We start from the raw sequence: 16,749 nt of genomic DNA on the forward strand, positions 1-16,749 counted from the left end.
ATTTACTACTTTTGTATACAATAATTACATTTCATACAAACGAAGATTTTGAATGACTTAGGTCATTAAAAATACTACTTAGGCGGATTGAATAAAGGCTCGGAATTTTTCTGAGTCTTTATTGTTTCTAGCCATTCCAGATGATTAGGCCTTTAAAATAAGCGCAGAAAGAGGAGGGAGGTTGATTGCGATCGAGAATGCCTTCCCTTGCCAGTTAATTTCTTCCGTCATAGTGGCTCCTGAAACAGGGTAATTACTTCCCCCAAATTCGACTTTATCCGAATTGAATACAGTCTTCCAAACGCCAGGAAGCGGTACACCTATCCGGTACGCCTCTCGTGGTGCCGGCGTCAAATTCAAAATCACAATCACTTGTTGCTTTGCTGTTTCTCCTTTGCGGATATACGAAATGACAGAATTGCCTTGGTCGTTTGATTCGATCCATTCAAATCCTTCATTTTCAAATTGCTTGCTGAAGAAAGCCGGCTCAGTGCGATATAGTTGGTTTAATGCTTTCACCGTTTCTTGAATTCCTCTGTGGGCAGGTTGTTCTGTCAGATGCCAATCGAGGCTTTGGGTATGATTCCATTCTTCTCTTTGGCCAAATTCTCCACCCATAAACAATAAATGAGAGCCAGGATGTGTGAATTGCTCTGCTAACAGTAAACGAAGATTCGCGAATTTTTGCCAATCATCACCTGGCATTTTATTCAAAAGGGAGCCTTTTCCATAGACCACTTCGTCGTGTGAAAGTGGTAAACAGAAATTCTCTGTGAATGCATATATAAGGGAGAAAGTCAGCTCATTGAGGTGATGCTGGCGGTAAATCGGATCTTTTTGGAAGAAACGTAGGGTGTCATTCATCCATCCCATCATCCATTTTTGGCCAAAACCTAATCCACCCATATGAACCGGCTTCGTCACACCAGGGAAACTTGTAGACTCCTCGGCAATCATTTGGATGTGAGGGAATTCACTATATATGTGGCTGTTCAAGTCTTGTAAAAAGGAAATAACTTCGAGGTTATGGTTGCCACCAAACTGGTTCGGTTCCCATTCTCCATCATTTCTCGAATAATCTAAATACAACATCGATGCTACTGCATCCACACGCAATCCATCCACGTGGTAACGATCGCACCAGAAAAAGGCGTTTGACATCAAAAAAGAGCGGACTTCGTTCTTGCCGTAGTCGAAGATGTAAGATTTCCAATCTGGGTGATAACCACGTTTCGGATCCGGATGCTCATAAGCACTGCTGCCATCAAAGTTGTATAATCCGTGCGCATCGCCCGGAAAATGGGAGGGAACCCAGTCTAAAATCACGCCAATTTCCGCCTGATGAAAGGCTTCCACTAGACGCATAAAGCCTTGAGGATCTCCAAAACGTGCTGTAGGAGCAAAGTATCCCGTTATTTGATAGCCCCATGAAGGATCATATGGATACTCCATCACGGGCATAAATTCCACGTGCGTAAAGCCCATTTCTTGGACGTAATTCACCAGCTTAACCGCTAAATCGTCATAAGTCAGGTAATCATTTTCTAAGGTCTTCATCCAAGAGGCTAAATGTACCTCATAAATGGACATAGGAGCATTTAACGCATTTTTAGAAGCTCTGACTTCCTGCCATTGGGTATCTTTCCACTCTTTGTACGTATTCCAAACGATACTCGCCGTCTTAGGTGGAGCCTCGCAATACAAGCCCATGGGGTCTAGTTTCTCCAAATATTCTCCACCTGCCGTTTCAATTCCATATTTGTAGGTTTCACCGGTTCTTACCCCTGGAATAAAACCCTCCCAGATGCCGGATGAGTCCCAACGAGGAAATAATGGATGAGAATAATGATCCCAATAATTAAAATTACCCGTTACAAACACATTTTTTGCATTTGGAGCCCAAACCGCAAAAAAGGTTCCTACGGTCCCTTCGTGCTCTATCTCAAAAGCCCCTAATTTCTCATAAAGTCTTGTATGTTTGCCATTTAAGAACAAGGCAATATCAAAATCTGTTAGTCTAGAATAGGGTTGTACGTTCGCCATAAGGGGTTCTGCTTCAATGATTAGGCTAAAATAGCGAAAATAAATTAGAAAATAATTAGTGTTTTTTTAGCTGGTAGTTTTGAATATAAAAGGGAAAAGCCTACCTTTGTGCCACCAAAATAAATAATGGTCCGTTCGTCTAGGGGTTAGGACACGTCCCTTTCACGGATGAAACACGGGTTCGATTCCCGTACGGACTACTTCGGTAGGCAAAAAACCACACAGGACGTGTGGTTTTTTTGTTTTTAAATGAGTTCATTTGTCCTTTGAATTGATTTTACCCTTGAGAATTTTCTTTTTCCTCCTCCTTTCTTTCTCCATTTCAGCACAGCAAATTGCTCGATTGCGATTTGATGATAACTTTTCTGCCCTGAAAAATGATAGTTTAAAAAAGGAAGTGACAGATTATTTGAAAGAAATTCGCCTGGGAAAAGAGACTAGATTAAGTATTGGTGGCGAATGGAGAGAGCAATACCAGTCGTATACCCAATTTAATTTTGGTGAGGTCCCTGCGGATTTTGTGACCCAAAGTCCATATCAATTAATGCACCGAACAATGTTGCATGCAAATATCGAGTTTCCTCCTGGTTTTCGTGTATTTACACAACTAAACAGTACAGCTCGTTTCTTTAACCCCAATCCGATTACAGGACAATTGGATCAGAATGTGTTATCGCTGCATCAATTATTTGTTGATATTCCCTTGGCTAAGCCATTAAAATTGCGCGTTGGAAAGCAGGAATACTCGTTGGGTTTGGAGCGATTTGTGGCTACGAGGGAAGGGCCTAATACGAGAACTCCTTTTTATGGAATCAATCTGAAATACCAGCAAAAGAATCTTCAGTGGGATGCATTTGTTTCGCATCCGATTCGCATTAAACCGGGGGTATTTGATGATGAGCCTACGGAGGAGATTCTGGGCGGAGTATATGCGAATTACCGTGCTCAAAAAAGAATGCAGTTTGAACCCTATTATTTTTATTTCGAAAGTGATTTACGGGAGTATCAATTCAAGCGTGGCTTGGAAAAGCGTCATACGTTTGGTTTGAGGTCCTTTTCTAGTCCAGGAAATTGGAATTACGACATTGAATTAGCGGGCCAAACGGGTCAATTTAATGACCTGTCTATCTCAGCCTTTATGGGTGTTTGGGACTTTAATGTGGCCTTTAAAAAGGCGTTTTATGTCGGATTCTCAGGAAATTATGTGCCAGGTGATCATTCGGCTTCCGATACTAAATTGAATACATTTAATACCTTGTTTGCGAGACCACCTTTTGGCCAAACCGTCGCTTTAAATATTACGAATACGTGGAATTTTAGCCCCTACATTCGGTACCAGGACTTCAAGAAGTGGTTAGTAACGGGTAGAGCATCTTTCGTATCACGAGAGAGCACGGCTGATGGTATATTTACCCCCAATATGACCCCAGCAAGGCCTATTCTAGGTAAAAACTTAGGAAGCGTCGCTAAAGATATCTGTAACATTTATGCCTTAGACGCCCAGTTTTTCCCTACTAAACACTTTAGCTTTCAAGTAGAACTAGGCTATTGTGATGCTGGCGATTACCTAAAAGAAAGTGGTTCAGGCCAAAACGTCCACTATTACGCCTTACGCAACGTGTACCGATTCTAGGTTTTTGTCCCGAATCAACCACAACATTACGAAGCAAATCGCTCCGTTCAGGATCAATTTAGCGAACCCAAATCCACCAAATAAACTCTGCGCTTGTAATTCTAATACGAATGTAATAACAGGAGAGAGTAGACAGATAATAGGCACCCATTTATCACGGATAGCATATTTCGTAAACAAACCGAACGAGAATAAGCCTAACAAAGGGCCATAGGTATATCCTGCTAAATTAAATACCGCGGCAATTAATTCAGAAGTGTTGAAGATATGGAATAGACCGATTACGACGAAAAACAAAGCCGAAAATCCGATGTGTACGAAATGTTTCATCTTCTTTTGCTTGTTTTCTTTGAATTTCTCAATGCTCAAGAAATCGATACAGAAAGAAGTAGTTAAGGCCGTTAATGCCGAATCAGAACTGGCATAAGAGGCAGCAATAATGCCTAATAAGAACGTTACAGCAGCTAAAGTCCCAAATTCGCCACCTAAGGCTAACATTGGATACAATTCATCCGTTTTCGTTGGAATTGCAATCCCTTTTGAGGCGGAATAAATGTACAATAAGGCTCCCAATGAAAGGAATAAGATGTTGATAAAAAGAAGCACCCAGTAGAACCAGAACATGTTTTTCTGTGCTTCTCCGATCGATTTGCAGGTCAGGTTCTTTTGCATCAAATCTTGATCTAAACCCGTCATTACGATGGCAATGAACACGCCTGCTAGAAAGTCTTTTCCAAAGAAATGGGGATTCTTCCAATCCCATTCAAACAAATGCGAATACTTGCTCGCGCTCACTTGCTGAATCATGTCAGGGATGCTCATGTCCATTTTTTGGCCCACTAAAACTATTGTAATGAAGAGCGCAATCAATAAAAACAAAGTCTGTAATGTATCTGTCCAAATGATCGTTTTAACCCCTCCGCGGTGCGTATACAGCCAAATCAAGAAGATCGAAACGAAAACTGTCACGATAAATGGCACGCCGATAGGGGCGAAGATGGCAATTTGCAACACATTAACAGCGAGGTACAAACGAGCGGCAGAACCGATCGTTCTAGACAATAAAAAGAAAGCAGAACCGGTCTTGTAGGACCAAAAACCAAAGCGTTTTTCTAAATATCCGTAAATGGAAATCAGATTCAATCGATAATACAAGGGCATTAAAACCAGTGCAATAGTCAAATAACCAAAGGAGTGACCTAAAATAACCTGATAGTAGGTGAAATAGGTTTTTCCCACCGCACCCGGCACTGAAATGAAAGTTAAGCCAGAAATCGACGTTCCTATCATCCCAAAGGCCACTAGCCACCAAGGCGACTCGCGATTAGCTGTAAAAAATGCGTGGGTATCAGCGCCTCTAGAGGTAAAATAAGAGATCGCTAACAGCAGGCCAAAATAGAGGGCAAGAATTCCTCCAGCTAATTGTACAGACATAAGGTTTGGAACGGATTTTTTTTTAAATTTGATTTCAAATTCATCAAAAATATGGAATTCTGTGTAGATAGTATTTATCGTCTACCTTTTTCTTTTCAAAATCAGGAAAAATGGCAAGAAGACACGTCGACTCTCGTAGAGGAAGAGGTGATCGAGGCCCATCAGCTGATTGTCTACAATGATGAAGTCAATTCCTTTGAATATGTCATTTTAACGTTGATTGAGGTGTGTGAACATACGCCACAACAAGCGGAGCAATGTACCTTGCAGATTCATTTCAGAGGCAAATGCGGCGTAAAAACCGGTGGATTTGAGGAGTTAGTAGCTATGCGCAATGAGATTTGCCGTAGAGGAATTTCCGCAGAAATAGAAGCCAGCGCCTAATGAATAATTACCCCTCGAAGATGATAGAGCAAGCCGTGGAAGAAATATCCAAACTGCCCGGCATCGGTAAAAAATCAGCCCTGCGCCTCGCTTTACACTTATTGAAGCGCCCAGAAGCACAATCTTTGCAACTTGCCCATGCAGTAGTTCAACTCAGAACGGAGACGAAATACTGCCCCCAATGCCATATGATTTCTGATGGTGATTTGTGTGGTATTTGTAGTAGTCATAAACGCGATGAAAGCATCATTTGTGTGGTGGAAGATCTACGCGATGTATTAGCGATTGAAAATACAGGTCAGTTTATGGGTCTATACCATGTTTTGGGCGGTATTATTTCCCCTTTATCCGGTATTTCCCCAGGTGATTTGACCATCGAAACCTTAGTGACGCGCGTCGCATCTGGGAAAGTGAGTGAAGTGATTTTAGGCTTGAGTCCTACGATGGAGGGGGATACAACCGCTTTTTATTTGACCAAAAAGTTGAAAGAGTTTCCCGTTAAATTATCCACGATTGCGCGTGGCATTCCCATCGGAGGCGATTTAGAATATACCGACGAGATTACGCTAGGCCGAAGTATAGTAGGTCGAGTAATGTATGAATAGTATAAACCGAAAAACAATGAAACGTGCCGAATTTCTTAAAAATTCACTAGTCCTTGCGGGTGCTAGTGTGGTTTTGCCCTCTTTTACTGCCCCTTTGGCGGATGCATTTAGTTTACCGGCTTTGCCTTATGCTTTCGATGCATTAGAGCCTCATATCGATCGTTTAACGATGGAAATCCACCACGATCGTCACCACAAGGCCTATGTAGATAATTTAAACAAGGTTTTGCCAGGAACAACTAAATCGCTTGAAGAGATTTTAGCCACCGTTTCAACTCAGCCAGTTGCTGTACGTAACAATGGGGGAGGACACTGGAATCACAGTTTTTTCTGGAATGTGTTAGGACCTGCCAAAGGTACTAAACCATCTGCCGCTTTAGCGAAGCAAATAGAGGCTGATTTTGGCTCATTTGATGCATTCAAGGCTGAATTCACGAAAGCAGCTACCTCCCGTTTTGGATCAGGTTGGGCTTGGTTGATAAAGAAAGACGGGAAATTGGTGATTTCTTCGACACCTAATCAAGATAATCCGTTGATGGATGTGGCGGAAGTGAAAGGACAACCAATTTTAGCTTTAGACGTGTGGGAACACGCTTATTATTTAAAATACATGAACAAGCGCGCGGACTATATCGCAGCGTTTTGGCACCTAGTTAACTGGGACTTTGTATCAACAAACTTTAGTAAATAAGATGTTATTAGATGAAATTCCTTCGCTGGATTTAGCGGATTTCCTTTCAGGGGAAGCTGGTCGCAAGGCGAAATTTGTACAAGATTTAGGAGCTGCTTTCAATACGATAGGTTTTGTGGCGATTAAAGGCCACGGTTTAGCGAACGACTTTACGAAGAAGCTGTATTCGGATGTGGAGCAATTCTTTCAATCGCCAGATTCGCTCAAGCAAACCTATGAAATTGAGGGAATTGCGGGCCAAAGAGGTTACATCGGAAAGCGAAAAGAAACGGCTAAAGGTTTCAAAGTGCCTGATCTAAAGGAGTTCTACCACGTAGGGCAACCCCACAAGGAGGACGGAGATTCCGTGTGGTCAGAATATCCAGCAAACGTTTTTCCAGCGGAGTACCCTGATTTCGAGAAGAACACGGTAGAAGCTTATCAAACGTTGGAGAAGGCAGGAAAAGCCCTTTTGCAGGCGATTGCGATCTATTTAGAATTGCCAGAAGACTATTTTGAATCCCGGGTTAAAAACGGTAATTCGATTTTACGGGCGATTCATTATTTCCCAATTCTGGATCCAGATTCTCTGCCTGAAGGAGCTGTGAGAGCGGCGGCACACGGCGACATTAACTTGATAACTTTGTTAATGGGTGCTTCTGCGGAAGGCTTAGAAGTATTACGTATGGATGGAAAATGGATTCCCATTACGGCTTTACCGGATCAGGTAGTGGTGAATGTGGGTGATATGTTAGATCGGTTGACGAATCATAAATTGAAATCAACGATTCACCGGGTGGTGAATCCACCTCGTGAAAAAATGGGGACATCTCGTTATTCGATTCCGTTCTTTATGCACCCGCGTTCTGAAATGGATTTGACTTGTTTACCATCTTGCGTTTCGACGGAATATCCTAAAATTTATACGGACATGACGGCTGGGGCGTTTTTAAATGAGCGATTGATTGAATTAGGACTTAAAAAGGCATAAATGAGGCGGCTAAAACACCTGGATTTCCTGTGGGATGTCTTGCTTTTAGCCTGCACCTCTTTTGGCGGACCTCAAGTGCATTTTGCCCTCTTTTTAGATCGCTTAGTAAAGAAAAGAGACTATTTGACGGAAGTAGAACTGTTTGAAATTCAAGCACTTTGTTCCGTATTACCAGGCCCTACCTCTACTCAGATGATCACAGCGATCGGTTTGAAGCGGGGTGGGGCTTCTTTGGCTTATTTAACATTACTTTGTTGGATTACGCCAGCGGTCTTGATTATGACCTTAGCGGCGTATGGAATGACTTTTTTACGCAACCATTCGATTCTTCATTATGTACTTCCAGTTGGTATTGGATTGATTTTGCAGGCAGGATGGTATATGGCCAAAAAGGTCATTACTGGTCCCATGTATGTTATTATTCTACTCGTGACCTTGTTTTTAGGGATTGCATTTCATAGTCCCTATATTTTTCCCTTGGTATTAGTCTTAGGGGGTGTAGTATCCTCATTTAATTACAAAGATTTTCCTCGACAAACCAAACACAAATTCGTCATCCCCTGGGCTAATTTTCATTTGTATTGGGGTTTTTTAATCGTATTGGCCGTTTTAGGCCACTTTACGGATTATTTTCCCATTCGCATCTTTGAGAATTTCTATCGAAACGGATCCCTTGTTTTCGGAGGAGGTCACATTCTAGCGCCCGTACTTTATACGGAATTTGTGGAGTTTAAACACTTGATTAGTTCTGAGGCTTTTTTAACTGGAATGGCTCTTTCGCAAACGCTACCAGGTCCTGTATTTGCTTTGACATCCTATTTAGGGGTTTTATTGATGAAAGATTACGGATTTCTGGGTGAATTAGCCGGATCCGCTATTGGTGCCTTGGGCATCTTTTTACCAGGTACTTTTTTGATCTTCTTTGTGTTTCGAATTTGGGGGCAATTGAAGCAATATCGCTTCATTCGTGCCTCTCTAGCGGGTATTCAGGCGGCTTCTGTGGGATTGACTTTAGTGGCCGTTTTTACCTTTACAAGACCGCTAGTGGTGGATGCGCAATTTGTTTCTCTCGGAATCGTGGCGGCCGCTTTTGTCCTAGCGGAGAAAACAAAAATTCCCGCCATCTTGCTGTTTGGATTAGCGTTGATAGCGGGAATTATAGGTATTTAAGCCGTTTTTTAAGCTATTAAATTCAATAAGTACTGTCCATAACCGCTTTTAACGAGTGGCTCAGCGATTTTCTTCAATTGTGCTTTGTCGATGTAACCCATTCGATAGGCTACCTCTTCGATACAACCTACTTTCATGCCTTGGCGCTCTTCGATCACTTGAACGAATTGACCAGCTTGCATTAAGGAAGCAAATGTACCCGTATCTAACCAAGCCGTCCCCCGGTTCAAAATACCTACAGAAAGACGGCCTTGCTTCAAATATTCTTTGTTCACGTCCGTGATTTCGTATTCTCCACGCGGGGATGGGGCGATGTTTTTGGCAATCTCCACCACATCATTATCGTAGAAATACAAACCTGGAACAGCATAATTCGACTTAGGTTGCGCCGGCTTCTCTTCGATCGAGATCACTTTATTGTCTGCATCGAACTCCACCACGCCGTAACGCTCTGGATCGTTCACTGAATAAGCGTAAACTACGCCACCTGAAGGATCATTGTTCGCTTGTAATAACTTACTCAAGCCAGAACCATAGAAGATGTTATCGCCTAAAACCAAGGCAACCTTGTCTTTTCCAATGAATTTCTCGCCGATGACAAACGCCTGTGCCAGACCATTCGGTTCTGGTTGAACGGCATATTCGAAACGACAACCGATTTGGGATCCATCGCCCAATAACTTCTCAAAATGAGGCAAATCGTGTGGCGTGGAGATGATCAAAATCTCTTTTATTCCCGATAACATCAAGATAGACAAGGGATAATAGATCATTGGCTTGTCATAAACCGGCATTAATTGCTTGCTAACCGCTAAAGTCAATGGGTGTAATCTCGTTCCGGATCCACCCGCTAAAATAATTCCTTTCATCTTATCTGCCTGCGTAGTTTTTTTCGTAATATTTCTGATAATCACCTGAAGTGACATCATTTAACCATTTTTCATTCTCTAAATACCAATTCACGGTTTTCTCTAAACCCTCAGCGAATTGCAAACTAGGCTCCCAGCCTAATTCTTTCATAATCTTGTTCGCATCGATCGCATAGCGCAAATCGTGACCCGCACGATCTGTCACATAGGTGATTAATTGAACGGATGTACCAGCTGGACGACCTAATTTCTCGTCCATAATTTTACATAATAAATGGACTAAATCAATGTTCTTCCACTCATTAAAGCCACCGATATTATACGTTTCACCTATTTTCCCATCGTGGAAAACAGTATCAATCGCACGTGCGTGGTCAATCACAAATAGCCAATCACGTACATTTTCGCCTTTTCCATACACAGGAAGTGGTTTGTGATGAATAATGTTGTGAATCATCAAGGGGATTAACTTCTCTGGGAAGTGATTTGGCCCATAATTATTCGAACAATTCGTAATCACCGTAGGTAGACCATAGGTCTCATGATACGCTCTTACGAAGTGGTCTGAACTCGCTTTAGATGCAGAATAAGGCGAACGCGGATCGTATGATGTTGTTTCTAAAAAGAATTCTTTTGGATCGTGTAATTCACCGTACACTTCATCGGTTGAGATGTGGTAAAAGCGCTTGCCCTCCATTTTGCCTGCCCAATGTTTCTTCGCGGCTTGTAATAAATTCACCGTACCGATGACATTCGTACGAACAAACGCTAAAGGATCGGTAATCGAGCGATCTACGTGGGATTCAGCTGCTAAATGTAATACGCCATCAAATTGATGCTCTGCAAAAAGTGCATCAATATGCTCTGCATCTGTGATATCGGCCTTAATGAAGTGGTAATTAGGGGCAGACGCCACGTCTTCATTGTTCGCTAGGTTGCCCGCATAAGTTAAGGCATCCAAATTATAGATCTGGTAATCCGGGTATTTGTTCACAAACAAACGAACCACGTGAGATCCAATAAATCCGGCACCGCCGGTGATAACTAATTTTTTCATCTTATTGATTGATTGCTTCTTGCCATTTCCAGGCGTCTTGCAAGGCTTTTTCTAAACTAAATTGTGTTTTCCAACCTAAAACCTGATTCGATTTATCGGTTGAGGCATAAACCGACGTAATATCTCCTGCTCTGCGTTCCCTAATTTCATAGGGAACTTTCTTACCAGTCGCCTTTTCGAAAGCGGTGATAACTTCCATGACCGAGCTCCCTTGGCCTGTTCCTATGTTAAAGAAATCGTAATTCACGGTTGATTTACCCTCAATTAAGTGGGCCAAAGCTTTCACATGCGCCCCCGCTAAATCCACTACGTGAATGTAATCACGAATCGCTGTACCATCTGGGGTAGGATAATCCGTACCCCACACCTGTAATGGCCCACGTAAACCTGCTACCGATTGTGTTAAAAACGGAATCAAATTCGCCGGTGGTCCGATGGGTAATTCACCAATTAAGGCCGATTCATGCGCCCCAATGGGGTTAAAGTAGCGTAATGCAATGGCTTTTAAAGCGGAAGACGCTGCCACTGTATCGCGAATAATCTCCTCACAAATCTGTTTTGAGTTGCCATAAGGCGAAGTTGCGGGTTGCACTGGCGATTCTTCTGTAGCAGGTAGCGTCTCAGGTTGTCCATAAACGGTACAAGAAGACGAAAATACAAGGTTAGAAAGGCCGTATTGAGCCATTTTTTCTAATAAAAGTACGGTCGACGCTACGTTATTTCGGTAGTATTTCAAGGGATTCTCTACTGATTCACCTACTGCTTTAGAGGCGGCAAAGTGGATAATTCCTTTGATGTCGTATTTCGAGAAGAGATGGTCGTAGGTTTGTGGGTCATTAACATCACCCTCTTCATAAATAACGGGTTCTTTCGTGATGATTTCTAGGTTTTTAATGACCTTTTTCGATGAATTTGAGAAGTTATCTACGATAATAGGGGTGTATCCGTGTTCTTTCAAAACCACATACGTATGTGATCCGATGAATCCAGCTCCTCCTGTAATTAAAATTTGCATGCGTAAACGGTAGAATTAAAGACAAATTTACGGGAAAATAGGCCAAATGTCTTTAATTTTGTCAAAAATATACGTTCTATATGACGGAAGCTGCCATTAAAGCCATGATTCATTTATTAGACGACTCTGATCAGGAAGTCGTAAGCATGGTGGAACAGCAAATCCGGACCTTAGGACCCTCCATTATTCCGGTTTTAGAATCAGAATGGGAGACCGAAAGTTTAAATCCCATTCTTCAAACTAAGATTGAAAACTTAATTCATGATTTCCAATGGCAATCGGTGAAGACTCGTTTGCAACTGTGGAAAGAATCAGGGGGAATGGATCTTTTGGAGGGTATGTGGATTTTAGCCACTTACCGGTATCCTGACTACAGTTTGGAGCAATTAAGGGTAGAGATGGATCAGCTTTATTATGAAGTTTGGCCGCAAATGCGCGAGGAATTGCACCCGATGGATCAGGTTAAAGTATTAAACACGGTGTTATTTGAGCAATTGAAGTTTGGACCTAATTCGAAAAATTTTCACGCAGCGAATAATTCCTTTATTAATAATGTTTTATCGTCCAAAAAAGGGAATCCCATCAGCCTCTGTGTCATCTATATGTGGATTGCCCAAAAATTAGGACTGCCTATCTATGGCGTAAATTTGCCCAATCTTTTCGTGTTAACGTACAAGCAAAATGGCTTGCAGTTTTACATTAATGTATTTAATAAAGGACTGATTTTTAATAAGATAGATATCGATAACTACATCGCTCAATTGAATTTGACGCCTAACGACATATATTATAACCCTTGCACTAACCTAGAGATTATTCGACGTGTTATTCGTAATCTTTTGATGGCTTTTGAAAAGTCAGGGGAGAATGATTACAAAGAGGAGTTGTCTGAACTGATTGACTTGCTAGAATAAAGCTACTGTTAGGCTGAAATCTGGGTATTCTTCCCAAAAAAGGTTGATTTTTTCTCCGCTTGCTAATTGAGCTTGACTAGGATTTTGATCAAAATCTGCTATTTCAATTTCCTTTTGAAAGGATAATCCGGATTTTCCGACGGCTTTGTAAATGGATTCTTTGGCAGACCAGGCCAAAGTCAACAAATTCGATGCGTCTTTCCATTTTGCTAATTCTGCTGGATTTAGAAAACGGGGGGCAATTTTCTCTATGTTTCTGCCTGGTTTTTCCAGATCAATTCCGATTCGGTTTCGGCGAGAACAGGCAGCCGCTACAAAAGGGTAGGAGTGAGTAAGGCTAATATGCCAATCAGCATCTTGGAAAAAGGGTCTATTTCGGTCGTTTTGGACCAAAATTAATGGGTCAAATTCTGTGGATAATTGCTGTAAACAATACCGAGCCGCAATAGATTCCAATTTTTTAGTCGGATTTTCGATCGCTGGTATAGACCAGGAAGCCGGAAAGGTTTCAAAAAAAGCCAGCGGTTCTTCGATTTTCCAAACTAAGATTTGGAAATCCTCTGAGCTAATTTTTGAAAATATTTGGGGCATAAAGGAGAATATTTGGATGTAAAATTATCATTTTTGTAGCTAAATCGATGGAAATAATTTGAGTACGCTGCAAATCGAACGTATTGATACCTTTTCAGGGCACCGAGGACCTGTATATGCACTAGAGTTGGGGCCTGAATCCTTATTCTATTCCGCCGGATCGGATGGTTGGATTGTGCAGTGGAATCTCGCGAAACCGGATCTAGGTAAGGTTATTGCGCAGGTAGAGGGTTCTATTTATGCTCTTTCTTTAGATTCAGCCGGTATTTTGTGGATTGGGCATAATAACCAAGGAATCCAAGGTATTCAAGTTTCCGATCAAACGCAGGTTTTCTCTATTCCTACCCTAGGTTTATCCATCTTTTCCATTGCTTTTGTAGGTTCTACTGCTTGGATTGGGCATAATGAGGGATTTATTACCGTAGTAGATATCGCAACAAAATCCGTTATAAAACACCTAAAAGCGAGTTCGAAAAGTGTTCGTTGTTTTTGTGTTTTGACAGATGGTCAAGTGGCTGTAGGTTATTCGGATGGATTTATTCGGGTATTTGATTCTGAATACCAGTTAGTGAGGGAGTTTAAGGCACATGATTCGACTGTTTTTTCTCTCCAAAGTAGGCGAGGAGAACTGTTCAGTGTGGGAAAAGATGCTCGATTGAAGCAATGGAGTGCGGATTATACTCTTAAAAATGAAGTGGTAGGGCATATCTATGCCATTCATGATTTGCAATTTTCTCCTGATGGGAAATGGATAGCCACGGCGAGTATGGATAAGACAATCAAAATTTGGGATGCCGATGACCTAAAATTGCGAAAGGTGCTGGATGCATCTCGCCATGGAGGGCATAAAAACTCGGTTAATAAACTAATTTGGAGTCTATTCGATGATTTGCTGGTGTCAGCCTCGGACGACAAAAATCTTTCTATTTGGAAAATTCAGTAAAAAAATCCTTATTTTAGCATTTGTATACCTAAATCTATCAACAATTGGAAGCTTCATTTTCAAAATCTTTTCGCGGTTACGATGTCTCAGAAGTAGACGCCTATGTTCAGAGTGTGCAGAACCAGGAGACCGAATCTCAAAATACCCTAGCAAAATCGAATCAAAAAACAGCTGATTTAGAAGCTGAAGTAGCTCGACTAAGAGAGATCGAATCAAGTCTGTTTAGAGCCTTAAAGTTAGCAGAAGAAAGTCAGCAAAATTTTGCGGCTAAAATGGAGAAAGAAGCCAAAGCTATCTTAGATAAGGCTACTAAGGAAGCTGATTCAATTATAAAGAAAGCGGCAACTGAGGCACAAAAGCAAGCTTTATTGACAGAGAATGAGCGAAAACAGACTTTAGCTCAAGCGCATCAAGAAGTTAAAGAACAAGAGCGTCTATTGCGTAATTTACAAGAGGCACAGAAAGAAATAGCGGCTCAATTAAAGCTTATATCAGAGCAAACGTTAGGGTCTATTTCCCAATGGAGCTCCATAGATGTAGTGAAGCCTGTTGCTTCAGTTGATACCGTAGCAGCGCCTACAGCATCAAAAAGAGGTCGCAAACCAGGTGTAAAAAATAAACCTAAACCCAAGGCAAAAATAGCTGCTAAAGCGAAAGATAAATCTGCTGCTAAAGCTGTACCGGCAAAAAGAGGGCCTAAGCCTAAAGTACAAGTTGCTACTGTAGAATCAGCAGATAAACCGGCAGCTAAGTCCGTTAAAAATTCCAAGAAACCGGTAAAAGCAACTAAGACAGTGAAGACAGCCGCTAAACGTGGTCCTAAACCGGCAGTAAAAACGGCCACTAAACGCGGTCCGAAACCTAAAATTACCTTAGAAACCGTCTCAGATGATGGCTTGCCTACACTTAACAAGGTGTTAGAGGCTTATGCAAAATCATCAGGACCACGAGGAAAAGTAGGGGAGATCAACTAGGATGGCGAATTACCAAGTTTCCATTGACGATATACGCCTATTTGCGTTTCACGGATTGTATCCTGAGGAGCGAATTTTAGGGAATTGGTATACCCTGGATGTGCTAGTCGAATCGGAATCCCAGCCTAATTTTTCAGATGATATCGCGAATACTATTGATTATTCTCAAATATATGCCATTTGCAAGCAGGTGATGGCAAAGCCAGTCGATTTACTAGAAACGGTAGCTGAAACGATTGCTCAAAAAATCAGAGCGGATTTGAGCGAAGAAGTAACCGTTTTAGTGCAAATTTCAAAGGAAAATCCGCCCATGGGTCTCTCTGGAGGCAAAAGTACAGTTGTATATCGCCTCGATTGAATTTTGTAAAGATATATTGTGTATTTTTGACGAAGCTAACCTATACTAATGCGTCACCAAGTTACCATAAAAGATATTGCCAAGCAGCTGGGAGTCTCCGTTGCGACCGTATCCAGGGCTTTACGTGATTTGCCTGATATTCATCCAGATACCAAGAAATTGGTCTTGGATCTTGCCAAAGAGCTTGATTATCAGCCCAATGTACTCGCAACAAGTTTAGTTAAATCCAAGACCAAAACACTCGGTCTAATTGTCCCCGATCTAGGTTATTATTTCTTTTCTACAGTCGTTAAAGCAGTGGAAGATGCAGCAATAGCCGCTGGATATTCACTTTTGATTGCTCAAACGCAAGAGTCTTTTGAGCGCGAATTAACAAACATTCAAAACTTATCTCGTTCCCAAGTGGAGGGGATTATCATCTCTTTATCACGTGAGACGGTGAATTTTGATCATTTGACTCGATTACAACGCAGGGGTATTCCTTTGGTCTTTTTTGACCGAGATAGTGACGAAATTGATGCATCTAAAGTGATGGTGGATAATGAGCAATCTGCTTATGAAGCCGTTAAGCATCTAATTGAGAACGGATGTAAACGCATTGCTTTTTTAGCAGGGCCCAAGAACGTTTCAGTAAGTAACCAACGTCGAATGGGGTATTCGCGTGCTCTTCAAGAGGCTGGAATCGAATCAGATCCATCCCTAATCATACACAGTGATTACTTTCAGGACTCAGCGATCGCTAAGACACATCAATTGATGAAAGAGACGAATCGTCCGGATGGTATCTTAGTGGTGTCAGATCGTTTAGCCATTGGGGTTTTAATTGCCCTTAGAGAATTGAATATTTCTGTACCAGATGAGGTAAAAATGGTGAGTTTTAATAACGAGCCCATCTGTTCACTGGTTTCGCCTACGATTTCATCGATTGCACAGCCTTTGGAAGAAATTGGTCGATTATCAGTAGAATTATTGCTCGAGCAAATCGAACATAAAACCGATAATCCGGTTCCTAGAGTGGAAGTTTTGAAGACAAAATTGATTGTACGGGAATCTTCCGTTCGCAAAAAATAATCCCCTCATTTTAGCATCATTTTTTCT

Annotated in this window: 17 protein-coding genes and 1 tRNA gene; 12 read left to right on the forward strand and 6 right to left on the reverse strand. The window is 41.6% G+C overall.

Annotated elements, in window-relative coordinates; all coding sequences use genetic code 11:
* Positions 1 to 144: 144 nt before the first annotated feature.
* A complete protein-coding gene (gene glgB / locus SKC37_RS02615; protein ID WP_377979973.1) occupies positions 145 to 2,043 on the reverse strand; it encodes a 1,4-alpha-glucan branching protein GlgB in 1,899 nt (632 codons plus the stop codon).
* A 128-nt stretch (positions 2,044 to 2,171) separates the two neighbouring features.
* On the opposite strand from glgB, the gene SKC37_RS02620 reads away from it, so the two are divergent.
* Positions 2,172 to 2,243: transfer RNA gene (locus SKC37_RS02620), tRNA-Glu, on the forward strand.
* Between the two features lie 83 nt (positions 2,244 to 2,326).
* Positions 2,327 to 3,676 carry an alginate export family protein gene (locus SKC37_RS02625; RefSeq protein ID WP_377979974.1) on the forward strand — a complete coding sequence of 450 codons (1,350 nt, stop codon included), beginning with the start codon at positions 2,327 to 2,329 and terminating at the stop codon, positions 3,674 to 3,676.
* Here the strand turns inward: SKC37_RS02625 and SKC37_RS02630 are convergent.
* Positions 3,653 to 5,110 (reverse strand): sodium:solute symporter, encoded by a 1,458-nt coding sequence (locus SKC37_RS02630; RefSeq protein ID WP_377979975.1) that lies wholly within the window; start codon positions 5,108 to 5,110, stop codon positions 3,653 to 3,655. The two genes, SKC37_RS02625 and SKC37_RS02630, sit on opposite strands and share 24 nt — an antisense overlap.
* A gap of 51 nt (positions 5,111 to 5,161) precedes the next feature.
* Here SKC37_RS02630 and SKC37_RS02635 point away from each other — a divergent pair, with 51 nt between their 5' ends.
* Genes SKC37_RS02635 through SKC37_RS02655 form a run of 5 tightly spaced genes read left to right on the forward strand, consistent with a single transcriptional unit; the run spans position 5,162 to position 8,930 of the window.
* The gene (locus tag SKC37_RS02635) at positions 5,162 to 5,494 is read left to right on the forward strand and encodes an ATP-dependent Clp protease adaptor ClpS (protein ID WP_223130470.1); all 333 of its coding nucleotides are present in this window, start codon (positions 5,162 to 5,164) and stop codon (positions 5,492 to 5,494) included.
* Positions 5,494 to 6,099 (forward strand): recombination mediator RecR, encoded by a 606-nt coding sequence (recR, locus tag SKC37_RS02640; RefSeq protein ID WP_377979976.1) that lies wholly within the window; start codon positions 5,494 to 5,496, stop codon positions 6,097 to 6,099. Before SKC37_RS02635 ends, recR begins: the two co-directional genes overlap by 1 nt.
* Before the next feature lie 16 nt (positions 6,100 to 6,115).
* Positions 6,116 to 6,790: a superoxide dismutase gene (locus SKC37_RS02645; RefSeq protein ID WP_377979977.1), complete on the forward strand. Its 675-nt coding sequence runs from the start codon at positions 6,116 to 6,118 to the stop codon at positions 6,788 to 6,790.
* 1 nt (position 6,791) lies between these two features.
* Positions 6,792 to 7,760, forward strand: a complete 969-nt coding sequence (locus SKC37_RS02650) for an isopenicillin N synthase family dioxygenase (RefSeq protein ID WP_377979978.1) — start codon at positions 6,792 to 6,794, stop codon at positions 7,758 to 7,760.
* Positions 7,761 to 8,930 carry a chromate transporter gene (locus SKC37_RS02655; RefSeq protein ID WP_377979979.1) on the forward strand — a complete coding sequence of 390 codons (1,170 nt, stop codon included), beginning with the start codon at positions 7,761 to 7,763 and terminating at the stop codon, positions 8,928 to 8,930.
* A gap of 8 nt (positions 8,931 to 8,938) precedes the next feature.
* On the opposite strand, the gene rfbA is transcribed toward SKC37_RS02655, so the two are convergent.
* The 3 genes from rfbA to galE are packed head-to-tail and all read right to left on the reverse strand — an operon-like array spanning position 8,939 to position 11,871.
* Positions 8,939 to 9,799 (reverse strand): glucose-1-phosphate thymidylyltransferase RfbA, encoded by an 861-nt coding sequence (gene rfbA, locus SKC37_RS02660; protein WP_377980500.1) that lies wholly within the window; start codon positions 9,797 to 9,799, stop codon positions 8,939 to 8,941.
* Between the two features lies 1 nt (position 9,800).
* The gene (gene rfbB, locus SKC37_RS02665; RefSeq protein ID WP_130923821.1) at positions 9,801 to 10,856 is read right to left on the reverse strand and encodes a dTDP-glucose 4,6-dehydratase; all 1,056 of its coding nucleotides are present in this window, start codon (positions 10,854 to 10,856) and stop codon (positions 9,801 to 9,803) included.
* Between the two features lies 1 nt (position 10,857).
* Positions 10,858 to 11,871 (reverse strand): UDP-glucose 4-epimerase GalE, encoded by a 1,014-nt coding sequence (gene galE / locus SKC37_RS02670; protein WP_377979980.1) that lies wholly within the window; start codon positions 11,869 to 11,871, stop codon positions 10,858 to 10,860.
* An 80-nt stretch (positions 11,872 to 11,951) separates the two neighbouring features.
* On the opposite strand from galE, the gene SKC37_RS02675 reads away from it, so the two are divergent.
* Positions 11,952 to 12,785 (forward strand): transglutaminase-like domain-containing protein, encoded by an 834-nt coding sequence (locus SKC37_RS02675; RefSeq protein ID WP_377979981.1) that lies wholly within the window; start codon positions 11,952 to 11,954, stop codon positions 12,783 to 12,785.
* Here SKC37_RS02675 and SKC37_RS02680 read toward each other — a convergent pair.
* Positions 12,777 to 13,376, reverse strand: coding sequence for a 4'-phosphopantetheinyl transferase family protein (locus SKC37_RS02680; protein WP_377979982.1), 600 nt, complete (start codon positions 13,374 to 13,376; stop codon positions 12,777 to 12,779). The two genes, SKC37_RS02675 and SKC37_RS02680, sit on opposite strands and share 9 nt — an antisense overlap.
* Positions 13,377 to 13,434: 58 nt before the next feature.
* On the opposite strand from SKC37_RS02680, the gene SKC37_RS02685 reads away from it, so the two are divergent.
* Genes SKC37_RS02685 through SKC37_RS02700 form a run of 4 tightly spaced genes read left to right on the forward strand, consistent with a single transcriptional unit; the run spans position 13,435 to position 16,722 of the window.
* A complete protein-coding gene (locus SKC37_RS02685; RefSeq protein ID WP_377979983.1) occupies positions 13,435 to 14,319 on the forward strand; it encodes a WD40 repeat domain-containing protein in 885 nt (294 codons plus the stop codon).
* 44 nt (positions 14,320 to 14,363) lie between these two features.
* Positions 14,364 to 15,293: a DivIVA domain-containing protein gene (locus SKC37_RS02690; RefSeq protein WP_377979984.1), complete on the forward strand. Its 930-nt coding sequence runs from the start codon at positions 14,364 to 14,366 to the stop codon at positions 15,291 to 15,293.
* A 1-nt stretch (position 15,294) separates the two neighbouring features.
* The gene (gene folB, locus SKC37_RS02695) at positions 15,295 to 15,651 is read left to right on the forward strand and encodes a dihydroneopterin aldolase (RefSeq protein ID WP_377979985.1); all 357 of its coding nucleotides are present in this window, start codon (positions 15,295 to 15,297) and stop codon (positions 15,649 to 15,651) included.
* A 48-nt stretch (positions 15,652 to 15,699) separates the two neighbouring features.
* Positions 15,700 to 16,722 (forward strand): LacI family DNA-binding transcriptional regulator, encoded by a 1,023-nt coding sequence (locus SKC37_RS02700; protein WP_377979986.1) that lies wholly within the window; start codon positions 15,700 to 15,702, stop codon positions 16,720 to 16,722.
* Positions 16,723 to 16,749 lie beyond the last annotated feature (27 nt).

Origin of the sequence: Aquirufa esocilacus (assembly GCF_042715595.1) — a bacterium.
In the GTDB taxonomy this organism is placed as follows: domain Bacteria; phylum Bacteroidota; class Bacteroidia; order Cytophagales; family Spirosomataceae; genus Aquirufa; species Aquirufa esocilacus.